This window comes from Flavobacteriales bacterium, from assembly GCA_016779935.1.
Taxonomy (GTDB): Bacteria; Bacteroidota; Bacteroidia; order Flavobacteriales; family UBA7312.
Window position 1 is genome coordinate 351905 of sequence record JADHMQ010000001.1, and the last position, 23547, is coordinate 375451.

At 32.3% G+C, this 23547-nt stretch carries 18 protein-coding genes; 9 read left to right on the forward strand and 9 right to left on the reverse strand.

Annotated features, from left to right (window positions below; translation table 11 throughout):
* The first annotated feature begins 12 nt into the window (after positions 1-12).
* From ISP73_01695 to ISP73_01705, 3 genes are read left to right on the forward strand one after another with little or no spacing between them, the layout of a single operon-like run.
* Positions 13-861 carry a DUF4835 family protein gene (locus ISP73_01695; GenBank protein ID MBL6657297.1) on the forward strand — a complete coding sequence of 283 codons (849 nt, stop codon included), beginning with the start codon at positions 13-15 and terminating at the stop codon, positions 859-861.
* 2 nt (positions 862-863) lie between these two features.
* Positions 864-2522, forward strand: coding sequence for a DNA repair protein RecN (locus ISP73_01700; protein ID MBL6657298.1), 1659 nt, complete (start codon positions 864-866; stop codon positions 2520-2522).
* A gap of 40 nt (positions 2523-2562) precedes the next feature.
* Entirely contained in the window at positions 2563-3375 is an 813-nt protein-coding gene (locus ISP73_01705; protein MBL6657299.1) for an SDR family oxidoreductase, read from the forward strand.
* 49 nt (positions 3376-3424) lie between these two features.
* On the opposite strand, the gene ISP73_01710 is transcribed toward ISP73_01705, so the two are convergent.
* Positions 3425-5986, reverse strand: coding sequence for an ATP-dependent Clp protease ATP-binding subunit (locus tag ISP73_01710; GenBank protein MBL6657300.1), 2562 nt, complete (start codon positions 5984-5986; stop codon positions 3425-3427).
* A gap of 179 nt (positions 5987-6165) precedes the next feature.
* Between ISP73_01710 and gyrA the strand changes: the two genes are divergently transcribed.
* The 3 genes from gyrA to ISP73_01725 are packed head-to-tail and all read left to right on the forward strand — an operon-like array spanning position 6166 to position 12698.
* On the forward strand, positions 6166-8670 hold the full coding sequence (gene gyrA, locus ISP73_01715) for a DNA gyrase subunit A (GenBank protein ID MBL6657301.1): 2505 nt from the start codon (positions 6166-6168) through the stop codon (positions 8668-8670).
* A 53-nt stretch (positions 8671-8723) separates the two neighbouring features.
* A complete protein-coding gene (locus ISP73_01720; protein MBL6657302.1) occupies positions 8724-11531 on the forward strand; it encodes an insulinase family protein in 2808 nt (935 codons plus the stop codon).
* 9 nt (positions 11532-11540) lie between these two features.
* The gene (locus ISP73_01725) at positions 11541-12698 is read left to right on the forward strand and encodes a tetratricopeptide repeat protein (protein MBL6657303.1); all 1158 of its coding nucleotides are present in this window, start codon (positions 11541-11543) and stop codon (positions 12696-12698) included.
* 113 nt (positions 12699-12811) lie between these two features.
* Here ISP73_01725 and ISP73_01730 read toward each other — a convergent pair whose 3' ends face one another.
* Complete coding sequence (locus ISP73_01730; GenBank protein MBL6657304.1) at positions 12812-13633, reverse strand: M48 family metallopeptidase; 822 nt, start codon at positions 13631-13633, stop codon at positions 12812-12814.
* A 51-nt stretch (positions 13634-13684) separates the two neighbouring features.
* Positions 13685-14281 carry a Crp/Fnr family transcriptional regulator gene (locus tag ISP73_01735; protein MBL6657305.1) on the reverse strand — a complete coding sequence of 199 codons (597 nt, stop codon included), beginning with the start codon at positions 14279-14281 and terminating at the stop codon, positions 13685-13687.
* 91 nt (positions 14282-14372) lie between these two features.
* On the opposite strand from ISP73_01735, the gene ISP73_01740 reads away from it, so the two are divergent.
* The 3 genes from ISP73_01740 to ISP73_01750 are packed head-to-tail and all read left to right on the forward strand — an operon-like array spanning position 14373 to position 15329.
* Positions 14373-14672 carry a hypothetical protein gene (locus ISP73_01740; protein MBL6657306.1) on the forward strand — a complete coding sequence of 100 codons (300 nt, stop codon included), beginning with the start codon at positions 14373-14375 and terminating at the stop codon, positions 14670-14672.
* 4 nt (positions 14673-14676) lie between these two features.
* Positions 14677-14946 carry a hypothetical protein gene (locus ISP73_01745; protein MBL6657307.1) on the forward strand — a complete coding sequence of 90 codons (270 nt, stop codon included), beginning with the start codon at positions 14677-14679 and terminating at the stop codon, positions 14944-14946.
* A 5-nt stretch (positions 14947-14951) separates the two neighbouring features.
* Positions 14952-15329 carry a group III truncated hemoglobin gene (locus ISP73_01750; protein MBL6657308.1) on the forward strand — a complete coding sequence of 126 codons (378 nt, stop codon included), beginning with the start codon at positions 14952-14954 and terminating at the stop codon, positions 15327-15329.
* On the opposite strand, the gene ISP73_01755 is transcribed toward ISP73_01750, so the two are convergent.
* The 6 genes from ISP73_01755 to yaaA all read right to left on the reverse strand — a co-directional run bounded on the left by ISP73_01755 (position 15321) and on the right by yaaA (position 23493).
* A complete protein-coding gene (locus tag ISP73_01755; protein ID MBL6657309.1) occupies positions 15321-17192 on the reverse strand; it encodes an ABC-F family ATP-binding cassette domain-containing protein in 1872 nt (623 codons plus the stop codon). The genes ISP73_01750 and ISP73_01755 overlap by 9 nt on opposite strands.
* On the reverse strand, positions 17189-18391 hold the full coding sequence (locus ISP73_01760; protein MBL6657310.1) for an NAD(P)/FAD-dependent oxidoreductase: 1203 nt from the start codon (positions 18389-18391) through the stop codon (positions 17189-17191). The genes ISP73_01755 and ISP73_01760 overlap by 4 nt, the downstream gene beginning before the upstream one ends.
* Positions 18392-18434: 43 nt before the next feature.
* Positions 18435-20192 (reverse strand): translational GTPase TypA, encoded by a 1758-nt coding sequence (gene typA, locus ISP73_01765; protein MBL6657311.1) that lies wholly within the window; start codon positions 20190-20192, stop codon positions 18435-18437.
* A gap of 3 nt (positions 20193-20195) precedes the next feature.
* A complete protein-coding gene (locus ISP73_01770; GenBank protein ID MBL6657312.1) occupies positions 20196-21884 on the reverse strand; it encodes a DEAD/DEAH box helicase in 1689 nt (562 codons plus the stop codon).
* A 131-nt stretch (positions 21885-22015) separates the two neighbouring features.
* Complete coding sequence (locus ISP73_01775; protein ID MBL6657313.1) at positions 22016-22216, reverse strand: hypothetical protein; 201 nt, start codon at positions 22214-22216, stop codon at positions 22016-22018.
* 503 nt (positions 22217-22719) lie between these two features.
* Positions 22720-23493: a peroxide stress protein YaaA gene (gene yaaA, locus ISP73_01780; GenBank protein ID MBL6657314.1), complete on the reverse strand. Its 774-nt coding sequence runs from the start codon at positions 23491-23493 to the stop codon at positions 22720-22722.
* Between the last annotated feature and the right edge of the window lie 54 nt (positions 23494-23547).

The window sequence follows — 23547 nt, forward strand, 5'->3', positions numbered from 1 at the left end:
TGTAATGTTAGGGTGATACCAGACAAGGAAATACAAATCAGCGATAGGCAAAAGCTTCAAACTCTTCAGAAATCTGTAAGAGAATTTGTCAATAATAGAAAATGGACAAATGAAGTATTTACCGAAGACGAGCGAATAGAGTTTAACATATCGTTTAATATTTTAAGTAAAGTATCAACAGATAGATATGCCGGAACACTTCAAGTACAGTATTCTCGTCCTATTTTTAACAGTTCGTATTACTCTCCAATATTAAACTATCTAGATGACGAAATAGAATTTGACTACATCGAAACCCAACCACTAGATTATAACGAAAATACACACGAATCAAATTTATCAGCCATCTTATCTTATTACACATATATCATTATAGGACTTGATTATTCAACCTTTAGTTCTAACGCTGGTAATGTCTATTTACAAAAGGCTAAGAAGATTGTAGAAAATGCTCAGTCAGCTCCTGAAGGTGGTTGGAAAGCCTTTGAAAGTAATAAGAATCGTTATTGGCTTGCTGAGGAATTATTAGATGCTAAGTACAGTTCATTTCATGATGTTCTTTATAATTATCACCGACAAGGCTTAGATATTATGAATGAGGATAATGAAAAAGGTAGAGGATATGTTACTGAAAGCATTGAGTCCATGAGGAAAATTAAACAACTTAACCCTACAGCCTTTATCTTACAGTTGTTCTTTAACTCTAAAGCTGATGAAATTTCTAATATTTATTCAAATGCTTACCAAGAAGAAAAGAATCGTGTATATAAACTTCTCTCTGAATTAGACCCTGCTAATCTTAATAAGTACAATAAAATTAAGGAAAAAAATTCTATTAACGCACTCCCAACTTCAAGATAAAGATGATAAAGCGTTTATCCATTAGTAACTATGTATTAATTGATAAACTATCAATAGAGTTTAATGAAGGCTTTACTTCTATTACTGGAAAAACAGGAGCTGGAAAGTCCATACTTTTAGGTGCTCTTGGCTTAATTCTTGGAGATAGAGCCGATACTCAGAGTTTAGCAAACGATAAAAGAAAGTGTATTGTTGAAGCAGAATTCCAAATTAATAAATATACCCTTCAGAGCTTTTTTAAAGAGAATGATCTTGACTATTTTGATTTAGCTGTTGTTCGAAGAGAAATAAGCCCAAATGGGAGGAGTAGAGCGTTTATAAACGATACTCCAGTAAATCTAAATTTACTTAAGCAAATCAGTCAATTTTTAGTTGACATTCATTCTCAACATCAAACCTTGCTTATTAACAAACAAGACTATCAATTGAATATCATTGATTCTTATTGTAACAATGATACCTTGATTCAAACCTTCAAAGAAAAATTTAGTTTTTATAAGCAACAATTGTCAGATCTTAAAACTCTAATTGACAAAGAAAATACTTTAAAAAATGAAATTGATTATAAGACGTTTTTGCTAAATGAAATAGAAGAGGTGAAAGTCACAAAATCTGACGATGATATTGATGATGAATTGATTCAACTTGAAAATTTTGAAGAGATAAATAGTAAACTATCCTTATCAACTGAATTATCTGAAACAAATGAATATTCAATTCTTTCATTATTAAATGAGTTAGTATCAAATTTGGAAAGTATCAAAGATAAGGATCGAAATATTTTACCAGTAAGTGATAGAATCAATAGCCTTTATATTGACTTCAAAGATTGCTTGTACGAGCTCAATGCCTTGAACGAATCGTATAACGATGGCTTCGACAATAAACGTTTGGCTTTCCTTCAAGAAAGAAGTAATTTAATTAATAGATTGCTTTATAAACATTCACTAAAAGATGTAAATCAACTCATTTCTTTTAAGGAGCAATTAAAGACAGACTTAGAAAAAATAGGTTCTATTGATGAAGAGATAGAAACTCTCAAAAAGGTATGTGAATTAAGCTATAAACAGGCAAACGAACTAGCTATTGAATTAAGTAGCAAAAGGTTAAAAGGAATCCCTACACTTGAAAAAGAAATCATTTCTCTAGCATCTGATTTAGGAATGCCAAACTCAACATTGATAATAAGTCAAAAATCAAAAAGTGAATTATCCTCAACTGGAATTGATGATTTCAGTTTTAATTTTTCTGCTAATAAAGGAGTAGAGGCAATGGAAATTTCAAAAATTGCTTCTGGTGGAGAATTATCTAGATTGATGTTGTGTTTTAAATACATTCTAGCTCAAAAAGCGAATTTATCATGCATACTTTTTGATGAAATTGATACAGGTGTTTCTGGTAATATTGCTCATAAAATGGCTAAATTAATGAAGAAAATGTCTTCAAACATGCAAGTCATTAGTATAACTCATCTTCCTCAAGTAGCAGCAAAAGCCAATAGTCAGTTATTAGTGTCTAAGATTGAAAATGAGGATAAAACCATTACCACTATCAAAGAATTAAGTAAAGATGAAAGAGTAGTAGAGTTGGCTAATATGTTGAGTGGTCACTCTGTTACAGAATCATCATTAAAGAATGCAGATGATTTATTGAATACTTGATAAAACATTTATATTTGTATCATCATAAACTTTAAACACAATGTCAAATAATTTATTGAAAGGAAAAAGAGGTATTATTTTTGGTGCCTTAGATAGCAAGTCTATCGCATGGAAAGTAGCAGAAAACTGTAAAGAACAAGGTGCAGAGTTTGTCTTAACTAATGCACCTATTGCTTTAAGAATGGGTACAATTAATGAGCTTGCTGAAAAGACAGGTGCTCAAGTAATTCCAGCTGACGCTACTAGTGTTGAAGACTTAGAGAATCTAATGACAAAATCAATGGAAATTCTTGGCGGAAAAATTGATTTTATTCTTCACTCAATTGGAATGTCAGTAAATGTTAGAAAAGGCAGACATTATACTGATCAGAATTATGATTTTACTGTTAAAGGTTTAGACGTTTCAGCGATGTCATTCCACAAAGTAATGCAAGCTGCATGGAAACTAGAGGCAATGAACGATTATGGTTCAATTTTAGCTCTATCATATATAGCTGCACAACGAACTTTCCCAGATTACAATGACATGGCTGATAATAAGTCATTCCTTGAAAGTATTGCAAGAAGTTTTGGTTATCACTTTGGTAAGAAGAATAATGTGAGAGTAAATACCATTTCACAATCACCTACAATTACTACAGCTGGGAGCGGAGTTAAAGGCTTTGATGGTTTTTTTAAGTATGCTGAACAAATATCACCTTTAGGAAATGCTTCTGCAGATGATTGTGCAAAATATTGTGTCACTTTATTCTCAGATTTAAGCCGTTCAGTGACTATGCAAAACTTATTCCATGATGGTGGTTTTTCTAATACTGGAGTAAGCGAAGAAGTGTTAGAAAATTTCTTGAAATAATTTAAATTATACTCAATAAAAAAGCCCTTTTTTCAAAGGGCTTTTTTTATTATTCATTACTTTTCGGTTTCCTTTTTTTGACAGCTTTTTTAATGTCTACTTCAAGAGCAGTTTCACTATCATTTAATGTAATTGATATAGTGTCTCCTTCAGATAAGTTTGCATTAACAATTTCTTCAGCAAGAATATCTTCTAAGTATTTCTGTATAGCTCTTTTTAATGGCCTAGCACCAAATTGAGAATCATAACCTTTATCGGCAATAAAGTCTTTTGCTTTGTCATCTAAATTTAAACTAAAGCCAAGATCATCAACTCTATTATATAGAGATTGCAACTCAATATCAATAATTTCATGTATATGCTCGTTAGAAAGAGAGTTGAACATGATTACATCATCAATTCTGTTTAAGAATTCAGGAGCAAAAGCCTTTTTAAGTGCTTTCTCAATAACGCCTTTAGTATCAGAACTTACCGACTCTTTTTTAGCGTTTGTAGCAAATCCAACACCTTGACCAAAGTCCTTCAATTGACGTGAGCCAATGTTGGAAGTCATGATAATAATGGTGTTTTTAAAGTTTATCTTTCTTCCTAAGCTATCGGTCATATAACCATCGTCCATTACTTGCAATAGAAGATTAAATACATCAGGATGAGCTTTTTCTACTTCATCGAGCAATACAATGGAGTATGGTTTTCTTCTAACTTTTTCAGTTAATTGTCCACCTTCTTCATATCCTACATAGCCTGGAGGTGAGCCAACTAAACGTGATACAGCAAATTTTTCCATGTATTCACTCATGTCAATTCTTATTAAAGAATCCTTGGAGTCAAACATAAGTTTCGCCAATTCCTTAGCTAGTTGAGTTTTTCCCACACCAGTAGGTCCTAAAAATATAAAGGAGCCTATTGGTTTTTCAGGATCTTTCAATCCAACACGATTTCTACGTATTGCCTTTACAATTTTGCTAATAGCCTCATCTTGTCCAATTACTCTACCTTGTAAGTCACTTTCCATCTGAACAAGTTTTTTACTTTCTTGTTCAGCTATACGTTGAACAGGCACACCTGTCATCATAGCAACTACTTCAGCAACATTATCTTCAGAAACGGTTTCGCGATGGCTCTTTAGTTCTTCTTCCCAAACCGATTTAGCTTGTTTTAGATTGTTTTCAATCTGACGCTCTTCATCTCTGAGTTTAGCAGCTTCTTCAAAACGCTGTTTTTTAATGACTTGTCCTTTTTGAGATTTGATAGCATCAAGGTCCTTTTCAAGTTTAAGAATGTTTTCAGGAACATTGATATTGTTGATATGAACTCTAGAGCCAGCCTCATCAAGTGCATCAATAGCTTTATCTGGAAGATATCTGTCACTTAAATATCTATCAGTTAAGGCAACACAAGCTTCTAAAGCCTCATCGGTATAGGAAACATTGTGATGCTCTTCATACCTTTCTTTAATGTTTTTAAGAATTCGATATGTTTCATCAATAGAAGTTGGGTCGACAATTACTTTTTGGAAACGTCTTTCAAGAGCACCGTCTTTTTCTATATTTTGTCTGTATTCATCAAGAGTAGTAGCTCCAATACATTGTAGCTCGCCTCTAGCTAAAGCAGGTTTAAACATATTAGAAGCATCAAGAGAACCAGAGGCACCACCAGCACCAACAATTGTATGAATTTCATCTATAAATAATATGATATCACTATTTGTTTCAAGCTCATTAAGGATAGCTTTCATTCTTTCCTCAAATTGACCTCTGTATTTAGTGCCAGCTACCAAAGCAGCCAAATCCAATGAAATAATTCTTTTATTAAACAATACTCTTGAGACCTTTCTCTGAACAATTCTTAAGGCTAAACCTTCTGCAATTGCGGATTTACCAACACCTGGTTCGCCAATCAATATTGGATTATTTTTTTTTCGTCTACTAAGAATTTGTGAAACTCTCTCTATTTCTTTTTCTCTTCCAACAATTGGGTCTAATTTGTCTTCAGTAGCCATTTTAGTTAGATCTCTTCCAAAATTATCAAGAACTGGAGTAGAAGATTTTGTGTTTGATCGATTTGGTTTTTTTGGATTATTTGAAAAGAATTCTTCTTCAGAATCTGACTCGCCTAAGCTAGACGAAGGAGAGGTAAAATCAACGTCATTTGATTCGTTGACATCACCGTTTTCTATCATTGAAGAAAATTCATTTTTAACAGTGTCGTAATCAACATTAAACTTTAATAGAGAAAGAGTAACTATACTATCGGAATCTTTAAGCATAGATAACAACAAGTGTATCGTTCTTATCTCTGTGCTTTTAAAAACCATTAATTCTAAATTGGCAAGTTTTACAGCTTTTGCAGCTTGTTTTTTAAGTTCTAAATTGTTCGAATTAGAATAATCGCTTTTTTCATTATTACTTATAGAGTTTTCAACCACTTTCCTCAAAGCTGTAAGATCAACATCCAATGCTTTAAGAATCATTGCCGCTGAACCTTTTCCATCCCTCAATATTCCTAGTAAAAAATGTTCTGGACCGATAGCACTATGTCCAAGTCTGAGAGCTTCCTCTCGACTATAACTCAGTACATCAGTTAGCCGTGGGGAGAATTTTGAATCCATATTTTTATAATTAAATTTATGATAGGCAAATTAGTAATAACATTAGAAAGCTGATCAAAAAAAAGACCTTGATTTATCAACATTTTTTCTGTTAATAATTATTGTTTTTTTTTTAGGTAAAGCAGAGTCTGATTACTTAAATTCGTCAAATAATATAACTTTTTAAATTTTAAAATAGTATGGCTGAGGGAGAAAAAATTATTCCTATCAATATCGAGGAAGAAATGAAAGCAAAGTACATCGATTACTCGATGTCAGTAATCGTTTCTAGAGCTTTACCAGATGTAAGAGATGGTTTAAAACCTGTACATAGAAGGGTTTTATTTGGGATGCACGAATTAGGTGTAACTTCAACTAAAGCCTATAAAAAATCTGCACGTATTGTGGGGGAAGTATTGGGTAAGTTCCATCCTCATGGAGACACCTCTGTTTACGACACAATGGTGAGAATGGCTCAAGAGTGGTCATTGAGGTATATGCTTGTAGATGGTCAAGGTAACTTTGGGTCAATTGATGGTGATAGCCCTGCTGCTATGCGTTATACAGAAGCTAGACTTCGTAAGCCTGCTGAAGAATTACTTTCTGATATTGAAAAGAACACAGTTGATTATCAACTGAACTTTGATGATACCATCAAAGAGCCAGTAGTTTTACCCGCAAGAATCCCTAACTTATTATGTAATGGAACATCTGGTATTGCTGTTGGTATGGCAACTAATATGGCTCCTCATAATTTGTCAGAAGTTGTTGATGCTACAATTGCTTACATAGACAACAGAGATATTGATACAATGGGGCTTATGCAACATATCAAAGCACCTGACTTCCCAACAGGTGGTATTATTTATGGTTATGAAGGCGTAAGAGAAGCTTTTGAAACTGGAAAAGGAAGAGTAGTAATCCGTGCCAAAACTTCATTTGAAGAAGTAGGAAATAGAGAAGCTATTATTGTATCTGAAATTCCTTACATGGTCAATAAGGCCGATATGATTAAGAAAACAGCCGACTTAATCAATGATAAAAGAATTGACGGAATTCATGATATTAGAGATGAGTCAGATAGAAATGGGATGAGAGTTGTATATGAACTAAAAAGAGATGCTATACCTAATATAGTATTAAATAAACTGTTCAAATACACTCAACTTCAATCTTCATTTAGTGTAAATAATATTGCATTAGTTAAAGGGAGACCTGAGCAGTTAAATCTTAAACAAATCATTGCGCACTTTGTTGAGCATAGACATGAAGTTGTTGTTAGAAGAACCCAATTTGAATTAGAACAAGCTGAAAAACGCGCACACATATTAGAAGGTCTACTAATAGCTATTGATAGTCTCGATGAAGTAATATCATTGATTCGATCTTCAAGAACGCCAGAGGACGCTAGAAACGGCTTAATCAACACCTTCAAGTTGTCAGAAGTTCAAGCACGAGCTATTCTTGATTTAAGACTTCAAAAATTAACGGGTCTTGAAAGAGATAAGTTAAAAGAAGAATACGATGAGCTCATGAAAACTATCACTTTTTTGAAGAATATTCTTGATAATGAAGATGTAAGAATGGATATCATCAAAACAGAACTTCATGAAGTAAAAGAAAAGTATGGTGATGAAAGACGTTCTACTATTGAATATGATGGTGGAGATTTCAGAATCGAAGATATGATTCCAAATGAAGAGGTGGTAATAACAATTTCTCATTTAGGCTATATTAAGAGAACTAAACTTACAGAATACAAATCTCAAAATAGAGGTGGTATTGGTTCTAAAGGAGCATCGACTAGAGATTCCGATTTTTTAGAAGACATTTTTGTGGCAAATAATCACGATTATATGCTGTTCTTTACTGAAAAAGGACGTTGTTTCTGGTTAAGAGTGTTTGAGATTCCTGAAGGAGCTAAAGCTACTAAAGGAAGAGCTATTCAGAATATGATTAATATTCCTTCTGATGATAAAGTGATGGCCTTTATCAACACTAAGGACCTTAAGGACGAGGAATACGTGAACAATCATTTTGTAGTAATGTGTACTAAGAAAGGGGTTATTAAAAAGACCTCATTAGAATCATATTCAAGACCTAGACAAAATGGAATTAACGCTATTACAGTAAGAGATGAAGATCAACTTCTTGAGGCTAAACTAACTACTGGAAATTCTCAAATTATGTTAGCTGTAAAATCTGGTAAAGCTATTAGATTTGAAGAAGAAAAAGTAAGACCTATGGGAAGAACTGCTTCTGGTGTTAGAGGTGTTACACTTTCTAATGAAAAAGATGAAGTTGTTGGAATGATTTGTGTTAATGATTTTGAATCTGATGTACTTGTTGTCTCTGAAAATGGGTATGGTAAACGTTCAAGTATTGAAGATTACCGAATTACAAACAGGGGAGGTAAAGGTGTTAAAACCATTAATGTTACCGATAAAACAGGTAAACTTATTGCTCTTAAAAATGTTACTGATGAAAATGATTTAATGGTTGTTAATAAATCAGGAATAACAATAAGAATATCAGTTGCAGACCTACGTCAAATGGGACGAGCTACTCAAGGAGTTAGAATCATTAAACTAAGAGAAAATGATTCTATCGCTGCAGTAGCACGTGTACCAGCTGCTAGTCTAGAAGAAGAGACAGAGGACGGAGTAGAAAATACTAATGAAAACGAAACAACATCAGAAGAATAAAATATATTATTTAACGTTCTTTTGCTGATGAAATAATTAATCAAATATTCAAAATGAAAAATTTCCTTTTAGTTTTCGCTGCTCTATCAGTGAGTGTTAATTTTGCTTTCTCTCAAACATTATTGCATAAAATTGAACCTCAAAATGATTATGATATTGCTTATGAGGTTTGGCAATTAGACAATGGTCTTACTATTATTGTTCATGAGGACAATTCAGATCCAATGGTTCATGTTGAAGTTACATATCATGTAGGTTCGAACAGAGAGCAAATTGGTATGACAGGTTTCGCCCACTTTTTTGAGCATATGATGTTTCAGGGTTCTGAAAATGTAGGTGATGATGAACACTTCAAAATCATCTCAGAAATTGGTGGTACAATGAATGGCACAACCAACAGAGATAGAACAAACTATTTTGAAACATTACCCAGTAATCAGTTAGAAACTGCATTATGGCTTGAAGCTGATAGAATGGGATTCTTACTGGAAGCTGTAACTCAAAAGAAATTTGAAAATCAAAGAAATGCTGTAAAGAATGAAAAAATGCAGAATCAGGTAAATGTTCCTTATGGAATGCTTTACGAAGTTATGGGACAAACGTTATATCCTGATGGTCACCCTTATTCATGGCCAATTATTGGTTATGTAGACGACCTAGATAGAGTAACAGTTGAAGAATTAAAAGATTTCTTCAAACGTTGGTACGGACCTAATAATGCATATCTAGTGGTTGCTGGTGATGTAAAAACCAGTGATGTAGTTAACATGGCTAATAAATACTTCGGACCAATTCCTAGAGGGCAAGAAGTAAGAAAGCTAAGAGTACCTAGAGTAAATCTTCCACAAAATAAATATAGAAAGTTTGCTGATAGAATCTATTTTCCTCTTGCAGCCTTTGTTTATCCAACAGTTGGAAATTACCACAAAGACGAGCCTGCATTAGATGCATTAGCTGACATGATCGGTGGAGGAAATAACTCTTTATTTTACAAAGAGTTTGTTAAAACAGAAAAAGCCGTTCAAGCATCTGTAAGTCACCCATGTTATGAACTTTCTGGAGAGTTTTCTATTCAAGTAGTTTCTTATCCAGACTTTACGTTTGCAGAAACTGAAAATAAAGTGAGTGAATTAGTCAATAACTTTGAATCATACATTACACAAGAGGCTCTAGACAGGTTTAAATCTACAATGCGTTCCGCTATTATAGATGGCCTTTCAAGTGTTGCCGGAAAAGCTGGTCAATTGACAATGTGGTCATATTTACTTGATGAGCCATACAACTTTGGCAAAGAAATTGAAAGATATGAAAACGTTACTTTAGAGGAAGTAAAAAAGGTTTATTTAAAATACATTAAGAATAAAAAATCTGTAGGTATTGATTATTTTCCATTACCTCCATTCTCAGAAGACTCTGTACAAAGCATTAATCCATTCGCACATGTTCCTTTCAAAAAGGATCCACAATATGAAGGGCTTACTTACAATAAACCAACAGATTCATTTGATAGGTCAGTAAGACCAACACCTTCAGCTGCTAAGTCAGTTTCAATTCCAATATATTATGAAACGAACATCAATAAAATGGCTTCTGAAGGAGGGGGTTCAATTCCAGTAATTGGTGCAGAGAATAAAGAAGTGCCAAAAGTTAATATTTTAATCACTCTTGAAGGAGGTGATTTACTTATAGAAAACACTAAAAAAGCAGGTATTTCAGACTTAACAGCAATGATGTTAAATGAAAGTACTAAAAATTACACTACTGAGGAGATGAGCTCAAAGTTAGATGAATTAGGAAGTTCTATTTCCTTTAACTCATCAGATAGAACTTCGTCTATATTTATTTCTAGTTTAGTAAGTAATATCGACGAAACCGTTAAATTACTAGAAGAAAAACTATTTAACCCAGCCTTTAGTGAAGAAGACTTCGAGCGTAATAAAAAGCAACTGAAAGAATCTATCAATAATGATAAAAAGTCAGCTAGAAATATGTCTAGTCAAGCATTAGCGGAATTAATGTATGGAAATACAATTAGAGGGGTAATGCCTTCTGTAAAAGGTGTTGAAAAAATTAAACTTTCTGAAATTGAAGAGTTTTATAAAAAACAATACAATGCTTCATTAGCTAGTGTTGTAGTTGTTGGTGACTTAACTAAGGAAGAGATTATGCCACGTTTACAATTCCTAAATAAATGGGAGAGAAGTGATGTAAGTATTAATAAGAACCTTTCAATGGAGCCAATAGAAGGTAAAACTATCTATTTAGTTCATAAACCAGGCCCTCAATCTATAATTACTCTTGCTCATAAAGGTTTAAAATACGATGTTGAAGGAGAGTATTACCGTGCAAATATTATGAACTTCCTGCTTGGGGGCACATTTAGTAGTAGACTTAACCTAAATTTAAGAGAAGACAAGGGTTTTACCTATGGAATTCGTTCAGGATTTAGTGGGAACGATACAGACGGTATGTTTTTCATTAATGCCTCTGTAAGGTCAGAAGCAACGGACAGTGCGCTTACAGAGATTTATTATGAGTTAAATAAGTATTTAAATGAAGAAATTAGTGATGAAGAATTAGAATTCACCAAAAGTTCACTAACAAACTCTGATGCCTTGAAATATGAAACCGCTTTTCAGAAAACTAGATTTCTTGCCAGAATTCAACGTTATGGACTTGATAGGGACTACACAAAAAGACAGAAAACTATTCTTAATAGTTTAACAACTTCAGACATAAAATCTTTAGCTAATAAATACTTAGATGAAGAAAATCATGTTGTAGTAGTTGTAGGTAACAAATATGCTCTAAAAGATAAATTAGAGAAATTTGGTAAAGTAGTTGAAATGAAAATTAAATAATAACTAGATATGAAAGGTTTAAATAATTTATTTGTAGCACTATTAGTTTTTTCTAGCGTAAATGTATTTGCTCAGAAAAATAATGTTCAAAATGCATTTCGTGCTCTTGAAAAAGAAAATATTGAAGAAGCTGTTAACTATATAGAATTAGCTGCTGAAAATTCCAGTACAGCCAATGACGTTAAGATGCATAATTATAGAGGAAAGATATATTTTGAGGTATATTCCAATGAAAAGTTTAAGGCTCTTGATGATATGGCAATTTTAAAATGTGCCGAAAGCTGGGAAGTTGTATATAACCATCCAAAAGCTAAGAAATGGTTCGATGAGGACGAATTGACTAATAACATTACAAAAGCAGGAGTAGGGTTATTTAATAAAGGCGTTGAGATGTACAACAAAAAGAATTTTGACGCATCTAAAAAGATTTTTAATAAGATTTTTGATTTATTACCATTATCAGAAGAAAACTTACAAAGAAGCAATGTAACTAAAGAGAGTATTTGGTTAAACTTGTTCTATGTATCATATGCTGAAAAGAATAACAGTGCATCTAAAGAGTATTTACAGAAATTAATTGATGTAAATTATCAAGACCCTCAGATTTACTCATATTATTCAAATATTCTAGTTGAGGAAGGAAAACAAGATGAGGCCTTAGAAATACTTAAAACTGGAAGAGAATTTTTTGATACGGATGTAAATCTAATTATCGCTGAATTAAATTATTATCTAGGACAAGAGGATTTTTCTAAAGCTGAAGAGCTTTTAACTTTAGCTGTTGAAGAAGATCCAAACAATCACCAGTTGTTTTTTGCATTGGGAAGTAGTTACGATAATTTAGGAAACTTTGAGAAAGCGGAAAATGCTTACAAAGAAGCTGTAAATATTAAACCAGACTTTTACGATGCTTTATACAATTTAGGCGTAATGTACTACAATAAAGGTGGTGATATGCTTAAAAAAGCTAATGAAATTCAAGATTATAAAAAATACGAGATAGAGAAAAAGAAAGCCGATGATACTATGCTGAAAGGCTTACCGTACATTGAGAAATGTTATTCTTTAGAACCAGACGATAGAAATATACTTTTAGTCTTAAAGGAATTATACTACAGAAATGGTAATGATGATGGTTATAAAACAGTAAGTGATAAACTAAAATAGAGTAGAAGAAAAAAAGGAAGTACTAAATACTTCCTTTACTTTCATTATGTCTACTTAACATAATATTAATTATCGTTAATAAAAGAATGTTTTGAAAAAGATTATAATTGTTTTTACTTAAAAGTTGTTACTCCAAATTTCTTTGCCTCAGCTTTAGCCTCTAGAGCCCATTTAGTAAGATTTTTAATTCTCGTATCGTTTGATGGATGTTTACTCAAAAACTCTGGCGTAGAACTTCCGTGTGCTGATTTCATTCTTACCCATAACTTCGCAGCTTCGTCAGGATTATATCCAGCAATTGCCATAATGTTTAATCCAATTTTATCAGCTTCTGTTTCGTGACTTCTGCTAAATGGTAACATAACACCTAAAGTGGTTCCAATTCCATACAAAGAATTAAACGTTTCTCGTTCAGCGTCTTTTTCACTTAATGCTACATTTCCTGCAATTGCTACAGCTTGTTGAACAGTTCCGGCACTCATTCGCTGAGCTCCATGATCAGCCAAAGCATGAGCTACTTCATGTCCCATAACTACAGCAATACCTGTTTCTGACTGTGTAATCGGTAAAATACCAGTGTAAAAAACGATTTTTCCTCCAGGCATACACCATGCGTTTACATTTTCATCTTCTACTAGGTTGTATTCCCATTTGTAATCTTTTAAATAATCGGGGTATCCATTTGCTTTTAGCCATTTATCAGCGGCATTAGCAATTTTTTGTCCTACCGTTGTAATCATTTGACTTTCCTTAGTATTTTTTATTACGGTATTTTCTGAAATAAACTTATCGTATTCTTGAAATGCCATGGGAAATAATTGTTCACTAGATTGGTACATATTCAAGTTGCTTTTTCCAGTAAAAGGATTGACTTTACACGCAATGAGAAATGCAATAACAGAAAGTAAAATCAGCAAATAGTAGTGTTTTTTCATGTTTTAAAGGGTTTTAATTATAATCAACAAAAGTAAAAATTCGGACTAATTTCATCTAAAAATTTTGTGTTTAATTAATTTGATTTTATTCTGAGCTTCAAGCTTTTTAATAGTTCTAATTACTGTTTCTACTCTTAGACCTATTAAGTCTGCCAATTGCTGCCTGCTTAACCTTACTTTATATTCAAATGGTTCATGTATTTTATAAATATCATTCTTCAGGTAATCAATAAGTGCAATTATTTTATGCTCTGGGTTTTCAATAGATATTTCTGATGATATAACTGCTTTATAGTGCAAGTGTTTTGAAATGGCTTTAGATACTTCAAAATGTACATTCATGTTTTCCTCTAATAAGGATAAAAAACCCTTTTTGGGAAGTAACCAAACTTTACTTTCTTCAAGAGCTATACAATTTGCAGGGTATTTATATTCTCCTAATAGGGCCGATTCTCCTACTCCTCTTCCTTCTGAAAAAATGGATTGTATAAACTCTTTTCCAAATGAGTTTGTATTGCAAACTTTGACTTCACCTTTATCCAATTGAAAATAATATCTAGGAATATCGTTTTGTCTAAAAAGAAAGTCTCCTTCTTTGTATTCTTTTAAACGAGCGTTGTACCTTATAAGTAAGTCGCTTGATATCATGGCTAATAAGTTTTATGACCTAAATCATATAATAAGTACGCTTTAAGTCAGAATTTTGATATCGTAAAGTTAACTAAATATTTAAAAACGTATGAGTTTAATTGAAAAATATAACGATTCTCAATTCTGGAAAGAAATGGAATTCTATAGATTTTCCATTATGATGTTTACCATCACATTTGGAACAGCACTAGCATCTATTGCTATTTACTATCTATTTGAGTTGAATCAAAGTGCCTTTTTTATTCCTGTAGCTATCGTAGCTTTTTTTGCAATGGGTGCTAATGCAGCAGCTATTGCTCAATCACCATTAAAGTGGGTAGTTAGTATTTTCACTTCTTCAGTAATTTTATCTATTTTATTTATTTTTTATGCTTTTTTAGTGGCATAGAGTAATGGCAAAACCTGTTACTAACCTTCTTTGGAAAAAAGAAAATTCTAAAGTAATCCTTATAGAACTTTCAAAAGGTGTTGAGTTAAAAGAGCATAAAATTCCTAGTACTAATGATTTAGCAATTCTGAGAGTTTTAAAGGGTAAAGTTGAGTACAAAACTTCACATAAGGATATTACATTAAATAGTTTAGAAAAAGTAGATATTCCAAAAGAAGAATTGCATTCTGTTGTTGGTATTGATGACTCTATCTGTCTATTAATATTAGATTAAAGCGAATGAGAAATATTAAAACATATGAGGATATCAAACAATTAGTAGATTCATTTTACCAAAAAGTTGTAAGTGATGACATGATTGGATATATCTTTACAGAAATCCAAAGAGTGAATTGGGATTATCATTTACCTCGCATGTATTCCTTTTGGCAAACGGTATTATTTGGTGATGTCTCTTACAAGGGGAATCCAATGCTGAAACACTTTTATGTCAATAAAAATGAACCCTTAAAAGCAGAATATTTTCAGAGGTGGTTGTTTTTATGGGAAAACACTATAAACGATTTGTTCAAAGGTGAAGTAGCAGAAAAAGCTAAATATAGTGCCAAAAACATGGCTGTAGGACTTCAAAACACTTTGAAAATACCTTTACATTAATTCATCTAGCTCAAGCCATCTTAAGGTCTTATCGTCAAGTGTTTGGATAATCTTTCCCAGTTCTTCACTTTTAGTGTTGATATCATCGAAAGTCAAGCCTTCTTTTTGCAATTCATTTTCAAGTTCTTGCTTTTGTTTTTCCAATATTTCAATATCTTTCTCTAGCTGTTCGTACTCAAACTTGTCTTTATAGCTTACTTTATTGGTCTTTTTTTCAACTGTCTTTTCTTCTGGAGCTTTTACTTTTTGTTCTTTAGTGAGTTTTTCTTCTAAGATTTGCTTTTCTCTATACTCACTATAACTACAATACTCATCTTTAATTTCGCCATTTCCCTTAAAGACAAAAAGATGGTCGGTGAGTTTATCCATAAAGTATCTGTCATGAGATACGATAATAAGACAGCCTGCAAATTGTAATAAAAACTCTTCGAGTTCATTTAGTGTCAATAAATCTAAATCGTTTGTAGGCTCATCAAGGATTAAAAAGTTTGGATTTTTCATGAGTACCATAAGAAGATATAGTCTTCTTTTTTCTCCACCACTTAGCTTGGATACAAAGGTGTGTTGTGTTTTTGGCGGAAACATAAAGTGGGTAAGCATTTGAGAAGCTGTTATTTTTTTGCCGTCAGCCATAATAATAACTTCAGCAATATCTTTAAGTGAGTCTATTACCCTTCTATCCTCTTTCAACTGTATGCCTTTTTGAGTAAAATAACCATATACAATAGTTTCACCAACATTTACTTTTCCGGAATCTACTGTTTCATTTCCAGTTAGTATATTTAGAAATGTAGATTTCCCTACTCCATTTTTACCGACAATGCCTATCCTCTCTCCTCTTTTAAATGTGTAATCAAAGCCTTTTAGAATATCAATTTTATCGTAGGATTTATATATCTTCTTTAGCTCAAGTATCTTGCCCCCTATTCTACTCATCTTGATTTCTAAGTTCAGCTCTTGTTTCACTTTCTTATTGGTAGCCTTTTCTTTTATAGTCTCGAAATTGGTTATACGTGATTTAGATTTGGTTGTACGAGCTTTTGGAGACCTTCTCATCCACTCTAGCTCTTTTTTCATCAACTTATTAGCTTTTGATAATTCAGTGTTGTAAACCGCTTCTCGTTCAGCACGTTTTTCTAAGAAATAAGCATAATTACCTGTATGATGGTATAATTTTCCATCTTCCATCTCTAGTATATGGTTACAAACTCTATCAAGGAAATACCTATCATGAGTAACCATTAATAGGGTGATTTTCTGTTGCTGAAGATATTTTTCTAGCCACTCTATCATATCAACATCTAAATGGTTGGTAGGTTCATCAAGTAAAAGTAATTCAGGCTCATCAAGCAATAACAATGCTAGAGATAAACGTTTTTTCTGTCCACCTGATAAATCACCCACTTTTTGTGAAAGATTATTGATGTTGAATTTTGATAGGATTTGTTTTATTCTTCTTTCGTAATCCCATGCATTTGCATTATCCATTTTAGCAGTTAAATCCTCTAAAGTATTGCTGTTCAGTAATTTATTATTTGAAAAATCTTCTAAAGCTTGTTCGTATTCTTGTATTAGTTGATTAGTATTTGTTTGGCTTTGTGTTAGTAATTCATCAATAGTAAGCGAGTTGTCAAAGTTAGGTTCTTGTGCTAAATAACCTGTTCTTATGCCTTTTCTTAGAGATACACTACCTTCATCTGCGATGTCTTCAGATGCTATTATTTTAAGTAAACTAGATTTCCCTGTTCCATTATTTGCAATAAGGGCCATTTTATCACCTTGGCTAAGTCCAAAAGTTAGAGATTCAAAAAGAATGCGTTCACCATAGTTTTTGCCTAAATTTTCTACTGATAAATAGTTCATTGTACACTGTTTTTACCAGCTAAAAAACCGGTTGTCCATGCTGCTTGAAAATTAAATCCCCCTGTAATACCGTCTATATTTAGTACTTCACCACAAAAATATAATCCATCATATAATTTACTTTCTAATGTTTTTGGATTAACTTCATCTAGCGATACTCCTCCACAGGTTACAAATTCCTCTTTGAAGGTTGTTTTACCCTTTACTTCATATGAGTCATTAAGTAAGGCATTTAATAGTCTATTAGTCGCTTTTTTAGATATGTTATTCCAAGTAGAATCAGTGGGAATATTTACTTTTTCTAGTAAAAATCTCCATAACCTATTAGGTAAATCAAAGGGGTTTTTATTAGAAATGGTTCTATTACTGTTTTTATTCTCAGAGAGAATTGAAATATATTCTTGTTCTGAAAGGTTAGACCAATTAATATTAATCTTGAAATTATAGCTTTTAGACTCTAACTCTCTAGCATACCATGCTGATGCTTTTAGTATTGCTGGTCCACTCATTCCCCAATGTGTAATTAATAATGGACCATATTGTTTTTGCTTTACACCTTGAATGCTTACTGAGGTGTTGTGCGCAACTACCCCCATTAAATCCTTTATCTTTTCACTAGGCATATTGAAAGTGAATAATGAAGGTACGGGATCAACGATTGATATTCCTAATTCGGACAACCAATCAAATCCTTGTTTTTTTGGACTTCCTCCAGTGGCAATTATTACTCTATCAACTTTGATGATTTCATCGTTAATTTCTAGATTAAAGCAAGCATCAGTTTTTGTGATTTTATTTAAAGTTTTTTTTAGTTTAATTTCTACACCTACTTTTTTACATTCATTTAATAAACAATCAATAATCGTCTGTGAATTATCAGTAATGGGAAACATTCTGTTATCATTTTCAGCTTTTAACTGAACGCCTCTATCCTCAAACCACTCGATAGTATCTTTAGTAAAAAAATAGGGAAAAGACTTCTTGAGAAAAGCTCCTCCTCTAGGGTAATTTTTTGATAATTCTGAAATACTAAAACAGGCATTGGTGACATTGCACCTTCCACCACCTGAAATCTTTACTTTTGATAATAGCTTGTTAGATTTTTCGAATAATAATACCTCAGATATAGGGGAAGAATGTTTTGCTGAAATAGCAGCCATAAAACCTGCTGCGCCTCCTCCTATTACTGCTATTCTCATAATTCAAAGATAACTAAAGAATAAAGAGTGTTGAGTTTTGAAATTAAATCTTTCTCATTCTCAAACTTTCTGGTGTAACCTCCAAGTATTCATCTTCAGCAATGTATTCCATTGCTTCTTCTAGTGAAAATTGAATTTTAGGAGCAATTTTCATAGCGTCATCAGTTCCTGATTTTCGCATATTAGTCAATTGCTTTCCTTTTACTAGGTTAACTTCTAAGTCGTTATCTCTCGAGTGTTCTCCAATTACTTGTCCTTTGTATATTACATCAGCAGGAGCTACAAAGAATCGCCCTCTATCTTGTAATCTATTTAATGCAAAAGGAGTAGCTGGACCTTGTTCTGAAGAAATTAAAGAACCCTTTAACCTTGAAGGAATTTCCCCTTTGTAAGGTTTGTATTCTCTAAATCGGTGAGTCATTACAGCTTGACCTGAAGTAGAGGTCAGCATATTATTTCTTAATCCGATTAAACCTCTTGAAGGTATATCAAATTCCAAATGTTGTAAATCGCCTTTTGGTTCCATAACCAAGAGGTCACCTTTTCGTTGAGTAACAAGTTCTATTGCTTTTCCAGAAAAGTTTTCTGGAACGTCAATCACTAATGTTTCAAATGGCTCATGCTTTTGCCCATCTATTTCTTTAATGATAACCTGAGGCTTTCCGACTTGAAGTTCATAGCCTTCTCTCCTCATTGTTTCTATTAATACTGATAAGTGAAGTATACCTCTTCCATATACATTAAATTTATCTTCAGTATCGGTAGCCTCAACCTTTAGTGCCAAGTTCTTTTCAGTTTCTTTATAAAGTCTATCTCTCAGGTGTCTTGAAGTGACAAATTTTCCTTCTTTTCCAAAAAATGGAGAATTGTTAATGGTAAACAACATACTCATGGTTGGTTCATCCACTTTTATTCGTGACATGGCTTCAGGGTTTTCTAAATCAGCAAGTGTATCACCAATCTCAAAATCATCTAAGCCTATTATAGCACATAAATCGCCACTACGAACAGTTTGTACTTGCTCCCTACCTAATCCACTAAAAACAAATAATTCTTTTATACGGACTTTCTTTTGGTTTCCTTTTTTGCAAAGCAGGTAGTCTTTGCCAGTACTTAAGTCACCTCTAAAAACTCTACCAATAGCAATACGTCCTTTGAATGAAGAATAATCAAGAGAAGTAATCTGCATTTGAGGAGTTCCTTCATTATAAGGAGCTTCAGGTATATTTTCTAGAATGGCATCTAAAAGAGGAAATATGTTGTCATTTGGATTTTTCCAATCGGTATTCATCCATCCCATCTTAGACGAACCATAAATAGTAGTGAAGTCTAATTGATCTTCTTCAGCTTCTAGGTTAAACATCAACTCAAAAACTGCTTCATTGACAATATCAGGAGTACAATTTTCTTTGTCTACTTTATTGACAACAACAATAGGTTTTAATCCAAGTTCGATAGCTTTTCCTAAAACAAATCGTGTTTGCGGCATTGGGCCTTCAAAAGCATCAACTAATAGAAGTACACCATCTGCCATTTTTAATACACGTTCTACTTCTCCGCCAAAATCGGCGTGACCTGGAGTATCAATAATGTTTATTTTTACATCTTTATAAGTTACAGAAACGTTTTTAGACAGAATTGTAATTCCTCTTTCTCTTTCTAAATCGTTATTATCTAGTATAAGTTCAACTGTATCTTTTCTACTGTCTAATATTTCGCACGATTGAATTATCTTATCGACTAGCGTAGTTTTACCATGGTCAACATGAGCAATAATTGCTATGTTTCTTATTGATTGCATATTTTATTTTGAATCTCTATTAACTCTTAATTCTCTTCCATCTATATAAATACCTCTAAAACTGTTTGAGATATTTTTAGAATGACGACTATCGACTTCAAAAAAGCTACAGTTTTTTTGAAGGTCAACGTTACCTAAGTCTGATTTACGAATTTTGGCTGTATCTGCAATAAAGTCAATCATATCTGATTTACTAACTCCATCCATTTTACCAACATTAATAAAAAATCGTGTTCCTTTTTTTGATGATTTTTTACCTTTTATATCGTCTTTGCGTTTGAAGTCAGATTTAGAACGGTCTCTTCTATCCTCTCTACCCTTATCACTTCGTTTCGAGTCCTTACTTGAACGTTTGGAAGCTCTTTCGCTTTCGTTAAGGTTTTTACGACTATTATTATAGTTTAAGCCATCTATTTCTTGAGAGACTAACTTCTCTACAAGTTCTTCAAAACTCATAGAGCCAAGTAACATTTGTATTTCTGTAAGGAGTTTACCATTAAGCTCCTTTTTTACTGGCAATTCAGTGATACGTTTTGCCCAATTAGTTAAACGAATATTTAAAATGTCATCAACTGATGGAATGCTTATTTTATCAATTTTCAGTTTTAGACTTTTCTCTAAATTATCTAGCTTCCTCATATCTCTATTGGTTAATAGTGACAAGGAAATTCCTTTTTTACCAGCTCTAGCAGTTCGGCCACTTCTGTGTGTATAATATGAAGGGTCATCAGGTAGTGCATAATGGATAACGTGTGTTAAGTCGTTCACATCAATACCTCGAGCTGCAACATCAGTGGCTACAAGTACCTGAAGAGTGTGATTTTTAAATCTCTTCATTACCCTGTCCCTCTGCGCTTGCGATAAATCGCCATGCAGTGCTTCTGATTGATAGCCGCTTTTATTTAAATCATCGGCTAATTGCTGAGTTTTAATTCTAGTACGGCAGAATATTACTCCTCTAAAACCTTCTTCGACGTCTAAAACTCTTTTTAAACCTTCAAATTTGTCTGAAGACTTCACAACAGCATACTGGTGTTCTATATTTTCATTTACTTGGTTTCCAGTAGATACCTTTACTTCTACTGGATTAGACATATAACTTTTTACAATATGTCTTATTTCTTTAGGCATTGTGGCCGAAAATAACCATGTATTTTTAGTATCTCCAGTGTAAGCTAAAATATCATCCAAATCTTCTTTGAATCCCATATTAAGCATTTCATCTGCTTCGTCAAGAACTACAAATCTAATGGTGCTTAAGTCTAACACTTTTCTTCTCATTAAATCTAATAATCTACCTGGTGTAGCAATTACAATTTGTGGCGTTTTTCGTTTGATGTCCTTCATTTGAACAACAATAGAAGCACCACCATAAACAGATTGAATAGTAATATTTGGCAGATACTTTGCGAAAATTTCTAATTGACCAGCTATTTGCTGACCTAATTCTCTAGTTGGAGCTAAGATTAGAGCTTGTGTATCTTTTTGATCTGGATTTACCCGATCAAGTAGTGGTAAACCAAACGCGGCTGTTTTACCTGTACCAGTTTGTGCTAAACCAATGAAGTCTTGTGGTTTTTCATTAAGTAAAGGAATAGATTGTTCTTGTATAGGTGAGGGAGTTTCAAAACCAAGTTCAGGTAGAACTTGCAATAATGATTTAGAAAGTCCTAATTCTGAGAAACTTTTCAAAGTGTTAAATAGGTTAATTAATGAGTTTGCAAAACTAACCTTTTTTATTTCTAGAGTATTATAAAAAGCATTAAATAAAAAAAAGCCCCTTCACATGAAGAGGCTCTTATTTATTAGATATATAGTTTAAACTACGCTTTCTTTAGGAAAGGAAGTCCAGTTTTTGAATTTTCTACAACCTTCTTTCCTGCAGGAACTGCGTCTAAACCAGTACTACGCTCGTCTTTTGAGAAATAATAGATTGTTTGAACTCTACCTGTTGACTTTAAAGTTACATCTTTAGAGTTTAAAAAATAAGTTTGACCTTTAGTATTAGTGTGCGAAAATGCCATAATTATAAAATTTTAATTAATGATTAATATATTTCTTTGTCGAGTACAATTTATAAAAAATTATATCTCTCTTCTCTTTTCGGGTAAAAAAAACATTATTAATTATTGACAATAAAAATCACATTTTTGAGAGCTATAGATTTGATGCAGTTTAGAACTTTTGAAAATGAAAGATAAAGCCATTACTTTTTCATATTCTTGTGTTAAAAAGTTGTGAAATTCTAAAAAACTTTAAATTATATATTTAATAACATAAAGAACTATAAATCAATTATTTACATTAATTAAAAACCTTTAAATAAGGTTAAATTATTTTAAATAGATAAACATTTATTTAGCATATGATGAATGCTTAATTATGACAATTTATAAATGGCTAGAGAAGAATGTAATTTTTTCAAAGATAGTCCTTCTAGAAAAAGTTATTAACAATATTTGTGATGTTTCAAAAGCTAATTTTAGGTAATTACATCAGTTTTCCTACCGTATTAAATGCATAAACACTATTGCCTTCTTGTAAAAGTGAAAGGTTTATCATTTGATAAATTGGAGTCATAAGTATATCCTTCATAATCAAAGCCTTTTAAGTCTTCAGGACTTGACAATTCATTATCAATGAAATAACGCCCCATAAGTCCTCTGGCTTTTTTAGCATAAAAACTTATAATCTTATACTCTCCATTCTTCCAATCTTTAAAAATAGGCGAAATGACTTCAGCATTTATATTTTTAAAATTGATAGCTTTTGAGTATTCGTTAGATGCTAAATTCAAAACATATGTAGATTTACTTTCTTTTAACTCGTTATTTAGCTTATTAGTAAGGGTTTCCTTCCAAAATGAATATAGATTATCATGTGCATCACTAAATTGCATTCTGGTACCCATTTCAAGCCTGTAAGCTTGCATTAAATCTAAAGGTTTAAGCATTCCGAATAGTCCAGATAATATTCTAAATTGTTTTTGACAGAATTCTAAATTCTTTTCTGACATGCTTATTGCATCCAAGCCTTTATATACATCACCAGTAAATGCAAAAATTGATTGTTTAGCATTTTCTACATTAAATGGTCTATTCCATTCTTGATACCTCTCACAGTTTAATGTCCCTAGATCTAAACTTATCTTCATCAATTTTGATAATTGAGATGGTGAATATGTTCTTAGAACATCAACAAGCTCTTGACTTTTATCCAAAAACTCAGCTTGACTATACTTAGAAGTAGGTGTAGAACTTTTAAAATCTAAGGATTTTGCTGGAGAAACTATTGCTATCATGATTATTTAACTTGTATTATTAAAAACAAACGGTTTGATTTGCATGTTAAAATT

Coding starts and splice junctions, on each gene's coding strand:
- ISP73_01745 (MBL6657307.1), top strand. CDS start 14,677: ATGGCAAAACCTGTTACTAACCTTCTTTGGAAAAAAGAAAATTCTAAA.
- ISP73_01710 (MBL6657300.1), bottom strand. CDS start 5,986: ATGGATTCAAAATTCTCCCCACGGCTAACTGATGTACTGAGTTATAGT.
- ISP73_01775 (MBL6657313.1), bottom strand. CDS start 22,216: ATGGCATTTTCGCACACTAATACTAAAGGTCAAACTTATTTTTTAAAC.
- ISP73_01750 (MBL6657308.1), top strand. CDS start 14,952: ATGAGAAATATTAAAACATATGAGGATATCAAACAATTAGTAGATTCA.
- ISP73_01700 (MBL6657298.1), top strand. CDS start 864: ATGATAAAGCGTTTATCCATTAGTAACTATGTATTAATTGATAAACTA.
- typA (MBL6657311.1), bottom strand. CDS start 20,192: ATGCAATCAATAAGAAACATAGCAATTATTGCTCATGTTGACCATGGT.
- ISP73_01720 (MBL6657302.1), top strand. CDS start 8,724: ATGAAAAATTTCCTTTTAGTTTTCGCTGCTCTATCAGTGAGTGTTAAT.
- gyrA (MBL6657301.1), top strand. CDS start 6,166: ATGGCTGAGGGAGAAAAAATTATTCCTATCAATATCGAGGAAGAAATG.
- yaaA (MBL6657314.1), bottom strand. CDS start 23,493: ATGATAGCAATAGTTTCTCCAGCAAAATCCTTAGATTTTAAAAGTTCT.
- ISP73_01735 (MBL6657305.1), bottom strand. CDS start 14,281: ATGATATCAAGCGACTTACTTATAAGGTACAACGCTCGTTTAAAAGAA.
- ISP73_01760 (MBL6657310.1), bottom strand. CDS start 18,391: ATGAGAATAGCAGTAATAGGAGGAGGCGCAGCAGGTTTTATGGCTGCT.
- ISP73_01740 (MBL6657306.1), top strand. CDS start 14,373: ATGAGTTTAATTGAAAAATATAACGATTCTCAATTCTGGAAAGAAATG.
- ISP73_01725 (MBL6657303.1), top strand. CDS start 11,541: ATGAAAGGTTTAAATAATTTATTTGTAGCACTATTAGTTTTTTCTAGC.
- ISP73_01755 (MBL6657309.1), bottom strand. CDS start 17,192: ATGAACTATTTATCAGTAGAAAATTTAGGCAAAAACTATGGTGAACGC.
- ISP73_01705 (MBL6657299.1), top strand. CDS start 2,563: ATGTCAAATAATTTATTGAAAGGAAAAAGAGGTATTATTTTTGGTGCC.
- ISP73_01730 (MBL6657304.1), bottom strand. CDS start 13,633: ATGAAAAAACACTACTATTTGCTGATTTTACTTTCTGTTATTGCATTT.